The 7,668-nt window shown below is 73.3% G+C and carries 4 protein-coding genes; all 4 read right to left on the bottom strand.

The window, feature by feature from the left end; translation table 11 throughout:
- Nucleotides 1-897: 897 nt before the first annotated feature.
- Nucleotides 898-1,767: a DNA-formamidopyrimidine glycosylase family protein gene (locus tag RMN98_RS04020; RefSeq protein ID WP_309647510.1), complete on the bottom strand. Its 870-nt coding sequence runs from the start codon at nucleotides 1,765-1,767 to the stop codon at nucleotides 898-900.
- Nucleotides 1,760-6,388, bottom strand: coding sequence for an ATP-dependent helicase (locus RMN98_RS04025; protein ID WP_309647511.1), 4,629 nt, complete (start codon nucleotides 6,386-6,388; stop codon nucleotides 1,760-1,762). Before RMN98_RS04025 ends, RMN98_RS04020 begins: the two co-directional genes overlap by 8 nt.
- A gap of 249 nt (nucleotides 6,389-6,637) precedes the next feature.
- Entirely contained in the window at nucleotides 6,638-7,324 is a 687-nt protein-coding gene (locus tag RMN98_RS04030; RefSeq protein ID WP_309647512.1) for an NUDIX hydrolase, read from the bottom strand.
- Nucleotides 7,321-7,668: isochorismatase family protein (locus RMN98_RS04035; protein ID WP_309647513.1), on the bottom strand; the 348-nt coding region annotated here is incomplete at its 5' end. The genes RMN98_RS04030 and RMN98_RS04035, both read right to left, overlap by 4 nt.

The following is a 7,668-nucleotide window of genomic DNA, read 5'->3' on the forward strand; positions in this document are numbered from 1 at the left end:
GGCAGCTCCTACCGGCTCAAGGACAGCGGCATCGACACGCTGCCATCGGCCAGAGCCGAGAACACGGCACAATGACCAACACCGAAGTGGCCTAACTTTCAAAGAGCAGAACCGGCCGAACTTTCGACGAGCGCTGACACACGACCGCGCCTCCGCGGACACGACGCTAGACGGCGGCAAGGTTGCCCGTCTTCGGGTACTCCCCAGGCCGCCTGCGCGTAGCCGACGACCTGGGTCCCAGGGCTACTCGCCTGAGATTCCCCCTTCAGGCGCCGCCGTACACCCCACTCAACGCCCATCGGCTCGATCGAGCCAGAGTCCTACGTCCCTAGCGCCTCGACGTCATCTCTGGATCTCGCCTCGCGCGATGAAGAAGGCGGCCGACGTCAGTCAACCCAGCTCACGAACTCCACGATGGCGCGGCGGGGGCGGAGACAGCGGCCAAGGCTGATGTTCCTATGACGCGCCCTTCCGCTGCGCTGTGCTCACCACCTGCATGAGTTCAGCGATGACAAGGACGACCGAAAGCGTGCAGCAGTGGTCCGCACACGGGGGGAACCGTCGTGTACCGCCCTCGACTACGGCTCAAGTCGAGGGCGGTCCTCGGTTCAGACGAGGGAGAAGCACCGTGATGCGACGTGATCCAGGGCTGACATCGACAGCCGCGCGAGCATCGGCCAGGTGGCGATGGGTAACGAGCAGGTGAGCCCCGACCGCATCGGGTGAAGCATCACTCGCATCGGATGGCCCGCCAGCCCCTGCGTCTTCGGACGTGGGGGATCACTGGCCCCGTCAATGCTGCTGGCAACGAGAAGCTGGGGGTCGACGAGCAGGTCGTGCGGGAGTTGGCTACTCGCCTGATCGATGCGGCACGAGCAAGTCTTCGAGGGTGATCATCTACGCCTGGCATCTCGGGCACCAGAAGGTCACCCGCTCGCGCCCCAGTGGCCCGAGCTGGTCGGACTGGATGCGAGTCCCGCAGCGACGACACGCCTTGCCCCGGCGCCCGTAGACGTAGCGCTCCTCGCCACGTCGTGTGCTGCCCGTCGTCGCCTGGACCGCACGCTCCTTGTTGGCCTGCAGCAAGCGGTAGGCCATGCGGACGATCTTGCTCAGGTCGGGCACGTCGGGGACCTTGGTGGCCGGGTTCACGCCCGTGAGGAACAGCGTCTCGGCCATCCACATGTTGCCGATTCCTGCGAGATTCCGCTGATCGAGGAGCGCTTCCCCGATGCTTCGGACGCTCCCTGAGACTGAATTCCCTTGCATCCCAGCCCCGGCGAGGATGCGCTGGTCGAGCGGGGCCTCGCCGATCGGGTGCTCGGGGTCGGCCCCCAGCCGGCGCAGGGCCTCCGCCTCGTCCCAGTCGGGGCCGAGCAGGTCGGGACCGAGGTGACCGACGACGTCGGGCTCGTCGGCGGTGGCGATCAGCTCGACGATGCCGAGCGAGAAGCCCACGGCGCTCGTCGTGCCGGCCTCGAGCACGACCCGCGCCTGGTGGGCCGGTCGCTTCCAGCGTTGGCCGGCGGTGAAGACCCGCCAGGCACCTTCCATCTTGAGGTGGGTGTGCAGCGTCCAGGCCTCGTCGTCGCGGGTGATGCGGGTCAGCAGGTGCTTGCCGCGCGAGACGGTGCCGACGACCAGCCCCCCGCTGAGGTCGGCGGTGGCGTGCTGCGGGACCCGGAGGTCGGTGCGGGTGAGGACGGAGCCCTGGAGCGCGCGGTCGAGCAGCCGGGCGGCACGGAAGACGGTGTCGCCCTCAGGCACCGCGCAACCTCAGCCCGCGAGGCGTCGCGACGAAGCCGGCGGCGTGCAGGGCCTCGCGCAGCGGGGTGGAGCCGCTGCCGAGCAGGGCGGTTCCGTCGGCCTTCTCCACCGTGAGCCGCCCCAGCGACCCGCGGCCGACGGCCTCGGCCAGCGCCGCCGCGGCTGGCGTGAGCAGGTCGACGTCGTCGGTCCAGGTGAGCAGGGTGCGCCCGCCGCGCTCGACGTAGAGGGCGAGGGCCCCGTCGACCAGCACCACGATGGCGCCGGCCTTCCGGCCCGGGCGGTGGCCGGCCTTGTCGCCGTCGGCTGCTCCGGTGGACGGCGCCCAGGCGAGGGCGGCGCCGTAGGGGTTGGCCGGGTCGGTCGCGGCGAGGGCCACGGCGGTGGGCTTGACGCCGTCCTCGTGGGTGCCGGTGCTGACCGAGAAGGTGCGCAGCCGGTCGATGGCGCCGGCGGTGCCGAACTGGGCGGCGCCGAGGCCCTCGACGAAGTAGCCACGGCGACAGCGCCCGGAGTCCTCGAAGGCCGAGAGGACCTTGTAGACGGCCGCGAACCCACCGGGGACCCGCTCGCTCATGACGGCCCCGCGGATCACGACGCCGTGCCGGTCGAGCAGCCGCTCGGCGGCAGCGTGCGCGCGTCGGGTGGGGTCGGTGTCGATCGCCGGGAGCAGCGCCCAGCGGCCGGCGGTCTCGGGCGGGCCGGTGCGGACCGGTCGTCCGGCGCGGCCCGAGCGCGGCGGCGGACGCTTGCTGCGGTGGCTGGCGGTGCCCGACCGGGTGAGAGCGCGCAGGGGGACCAGCGTGTCGTTGCTGATGCGACCGGCCCACACGAGCTCCCAGAGAGCCGCCGAGAGCTTGGCGTCATGGGTGGAGCCGACCGCGTCGGAGAGCTGGCGGAAGAACCACGCTCCTCCCGGCGCCAGCGCCTCGAGGACCCGGTCGTGCAGCTCGGCATGCTCGCAGGGGGCCGGGTCGGGCAGCGTCAGGTGGGCGGAGTCGGCGAGGTGCAGCGACACCCAGCCGTCGGAGCCGGGCAGGGCGGAGTGACCGGCCCAGAGGACCTCGCCGGACGCGGTGAGCTCGTCGAGGAAGGCGGGAGAGTAGTCGCGGACCCGGGAGCCCAGCACCAACGGCTCCAGCGCGCTCGCCGGGACCGGGCAGCCGGCCAGCTGGTCGATCGCGCTCAGCACGCCGTCGATGCCGCGCAGCCCGCGGCCCGGCTTGCCGGAGCCGCTGACGTGCTGCCAGGCGCCGAGGAACCGAGCCAGGGCCTCGGGCTCGACGGGCTCGACCTCCTTGCGCAGCCGCGCGAGAGACCGACGCCGCAGCTTGCGCAGCACCTCGGCATCGCACCACTCCGAGCCCGATCCGGCGGGGCGGAACTCGCCCTCGAGCACCCGGCCCTGCGCGGCCAGCCGCTGCAGCGTGTGGCGTACGACGGCGGCACCGAGTCCCAGCCGCTCCGCGACCTGACCGGTGGTGAACGGCCCGTGGGAGCGGGCGAAGCGGGAGACCAGGTCGGCCAGGGGGTCCTCGACGGGCTCGGCGAACGCGTCGGGCGTGCCCGGCGGGACGGGCACGCCGAGCCCGTCCCGCAGGCGGGCGACGTCCTCGACCACGGCCCAGCGGGGCTCCCCGCCGAGGCGCACCTCGACCAGGCGACGGGCCTCGACGAGGGCGGTCAGCCAACCCTCGAGGTCGGCACCGTCGACGCTGCGGTCGTGGACCTCGGCGGTCGAGAGCGGGCCGATCAGGCGCACCAGGTCGACCAGGCCCTCGGCGTCGCGGGCCCGGCGGTCCGGCGCCAGACGCTGGAGCTCGGCCTCGACCTCGGCCAGCACGTCGGGGTCGAGCAGCTCGCGCAGCTCGGCGCGGCCGAGCAGCTCGGCGAGGAGCCCCTGGTCGAGCGACAGGGCTGCGGCACGACGCTCGGCGATGGGGGAGTCGCCCTCGTAGACGAACTGCGCGACGTAGCCGAAGAGCAGGCTGCGCGCGTAGGGCGACGGGCTGTGCGTCGCCACGTCGACGACCTGCACCTCGCGCCGGTCGACCGAGCGCATCAGCGCGAGCAGGGCCGGGAGGTCGTAGACGTCCTGGAGGCACTCGCGCACCGCCTCGAGGACGATCGGGAACGAGGGATACTTCACGGCGACCTCGAGCAGCGCCGCGGAGCGCTGGCGCTGCTGCCACAGCGGGGAGCGGCGCCCGGGATCGCGGCGCGGCAGGAGGAGGGCGCGGGCGGCGCACTCGCGGAAGCGGGCGGCGAAGAGCGCCGAGCCGCCGACCTCCTGGGTGACCAGGTCCTCGATCTCGTCGGCCTCGAAGACGATCACGTCACCGCCCGGCGGATCCGCGTCGGTGTCGGGGATGCGGATCACGATGCCGTCGTCGGAGGCGACCGCCTGCCCGTCCACGCCGTGCCGCTCGCGCAGCCGGGCGTTGATGGCCAGCGCCCACGGCGCGTGGACCGGCACACCGTAGGGGGAGTGGACGACCAGGCGCCAGTCGCCGAGCTCGTCGCGGAAGCGCTCGACCAGGATGGTGGTGTCGCTGGGCAGGACGTTGGTCGCCTCGAGCTGCTCGTGCAGGTAGGAGACCAGGTTGCCGGCGGCCCAGGCATCCAGCCCGTCGACCTCGGCCCGGGCGACGGCCGCGGGACGCGGCATCGCACCGAGCTCGCGGGTGTAGGCGCCGATCGCCGCGCCCAGCTCCGCCGGTCGGCCGAGGGTGTCGCCCTTCCAGAAGGGCAAGCGTCCGGGGATGCCTGGGGCCGGCGTCACCAGGACCCGGTCGTGGGTGATGTCCTCGATGCGCCAGCTCGTCGCGCCGAGGGCGAAGATGTCGCCCACGCGCGACTCGTAGACCATCTCCTCGTCGAGCTCTCCGACCCGCTTGCCGGGTCCTTCCGCACCCACGAGGAAGACCCCGAAGAGGCCGCGGTCGGGGATCGTCCCGCCGCTGGTCACCGCCAGCCGTTGGGCTCCCGGGCGCCCGGTGATGCTGCCGGTGGTGCGGTCCCAGACGATGCGGGGGCGCAGCTCGGCAAACTCGTCGGAGGGGTAGCGCCCGCTGAGCAGGTCGAGGGTGGCGTCGAAGGCCGAGCGGGGCAGGTTGCCGAACGGCGCGCTGCGGCGCACGAGCGTGTAGAGCTCCTCGACGTCCCAGGCGTCGAGGGCGGTGGCGGCCACGACCTGCTGGGCGAGGACGTCGAGCGGGTTGCTCGGGACCCTCAACGACTCGATGCCGCCGGTGCGCATGCGCTGGACCGCGACCGCGGTCTGGGCGAGGTCGCCCCGGTGCTTGGGGAAGAGCACCCCGCGGCTGGTCTCGCCGACCTGGTGGCCGGCTCGACCGACCCGCTGGAGCGCACTGGCCACCGACGGCGGTGACTCGATCTGGATGACGAGGTCGACGGCGCCCATGTCGATGCCGAGCTCGAGACTGCTCGTGGCGACCACCGCGGGCAGCCGGCCGCGCTTGAGGTCGTCCTCGATGAGCGCGCGCTGCTCCTTGGAGACCGAGCCGTGGTGGGCCTTGGCGATGACCGTCGTGCCCGGGTCGTCGGCCGAGCTGCCGGCCATGCCGGCCTGGGCCATCACCTGGGCCATCACCTGGGCGGGGAGCTTGCGGCGCGCCGGCGTGCGCCCCTCGCCCGGGGCTTCGTCGCTGCCCGACTCGGGGTCGGCACGCTCGGTGGCGATCTCGTTGAGCCGGGCGGTGAGGCGCTCGGCCAGGCGCCGGGAGTTGGCGAAGACGATCGTCGAGCGGTGCTCGGCGATGAGGTCGACCACGCTCTCCTCCACGTGGGGCCAGATGCTGGTGTTGCGGGCCTGGTCCTCGTCGGCGTCGGCGCTGTCGTCGAAGCCGCCGGGGGCGGTCATGTCCTCGACGGGCACGACGACGCGGAGGTCCCACTCCTTGGTGGCCGGCGGCGCGACGATCTCCACCGGCGCCTGGCCGCCGAGGAAGCGGGCGACCTCCTCGAGGGGGCGCACGGTGGCCGAGAGGCCGACCCGCTGGGCCGGCTTGTCGAGGAGCTCGTCGAGCCGCTCCAGGGACAGCGCGAGGTGGGCGCCGCGCTTGGTGCCGGCCACGGCGTGCACCTCGTCGATGATCACCGTCTCGACCCCGCGCAGCGCCTCGCGGGCCTGGCTGGTCAGCATCAGGAACAGCGACTCGGGGGTCGTGATCATGATGTCGGGCGGCTGGGTCACGAGCTTGCGCCGGTCACCGGCGCTGGTATCGCCGCTGCGCAGCCCGACCCGCAGCTCGGGCACGGGCGTGCCGAGCCGGTCGGCGGTGTGGCGGATGCCGGTCAGCGGCGCCCGCAGGTTGCGCTCGACGTCGACCGCGAGCGCCTTCAGGGGGGAGACGTAGAGGACCCGGCAGCGCTTGGTCTTGTCGTCGGGCACGGTGGTCGTGAGCAGCCGGTCGATCGACCAGAGGAAGGCGCTGAGCGTCTTGCCCGAGCCCGTGGGCGCCACGACCAGGGCGTGCCGGCCGGCCCCGATCGCCTCCCAGGCCCCCGCCTGCGCCGGCGTCGGCTCGGCGAACGCCGCACCGAACCACGTGCGCGTCGGCTCGCTGAACCGCTCGAGGGCGGAGGTGGGCGTCGACACCTCCCCATCTTGACCTACGGCACCGACAGCGTCGCTTCTCTCGCCCCGCGGGGTGAGGTCGGCCGAGGCAAGGTCGACCTCCACGACGCAGGCAGCCCGAGCAGGCCGGTCCGCGCCGGCATCGTCGTTCGCCGGCGTTTCCTGCTGCGGGCCGCTCCATCACGGTATGCAGACGAACCGCCACTCCCCACGGCCTGCACCCCGAGGGGGGTGGCGTGTCGCCATGGGAGGTGGCTGGGGCGTGGGGCCTCAGACAGTCGGCCGCAGCATCGGCGGCTGGATGGCGGTGGCGTCACCGCGTCGGTAGAGCAGCGCCTTGCGGCCGCCGGACTCGGAGGCAGGCCCGCTCTCGCCGGTCGGTACGACGAACCCGGCGGTCCCCAGCACCTTACGGCGGAAGTTGCCGAGGTCCGGCGGTCGACCCCAGACGGCCGTGTAGACGGCTCGGAGCTCGGGGAGGGTGAACGGCTCGCGGACGAAGTCGAGCGCGAGCGTCGTGTACTCCAGCTTGGCCCGCACCCGCTCGAGGGCGTCGCCCAGGATCGTCGCGTGGTCGAATGCGAGACCGGGCAGCGCGGAGACGGCCCACCACCGGGCGACGGCCGCCTCGGAGCCGGCCGTGGGCTCGGGCAGGTCGGGCGCGAACGCCACGTGAGCGACCGAGACCACGCGGGTCCGTGGGTCGCGGTCGGGGGCGGAGTAGGTGCGCAGCTGCTCGAGATGGCCGGCGAAGCGTTCGACCGAGGTCTCCTCGTGGAGCTCGCGCCACGCAGCGCTCTCCGCGTCCTCGTCGGGGTGGACGAAGCCGCCCGGCAGCGCCCAGGTTCCGGCGTACGGCTGCTCTCCCCGCTCGACGAGCAGCACGCAGAGCGCGTCGGCGCGGACGGTGAAGACGGCCAGGTCGACCGCGACGGCGAAGCAGGGGTGCGATGTCACGGCTCCACCACCTCGACCCCGGCCGCGCGCATCTCGGCCAGCGCGGCCGATGTCGTCCCCGGTGCCACCCCGGCGTGCAGGCCGGCCAGGAGGCGGGCGCCGAGCCCGTGGCGCCGGGCGTCGAGGGCAGTCGCGCGCACGCAGTGGTCGGTGGCCAGGCCCACGACGTCGACCTCGGTCACGTCCTTCGACCGGAGCAGGTCGACGAGCCGTTGGCCTGCGTCGGTGACGCCCTCGAAGGCGGAGCAGGCCGCCTCGCCGCGGCCCTTGCGGACGTGGTCGGTCACGTGGTCGGTGGCGAGCTCGGGCGCGAAGTCGCTGCCCGCGTCGTCGTGGACGCAGTG

This window comes from Nocardioides sp. (genome assembly GCF_031397825.1).
Taxonomy (GTDB): domain Bacteria; phylum Actinomycetota; class Actinomycetes; order Propionibacteriales; family Nocardioidaceae; genus Nocardioides.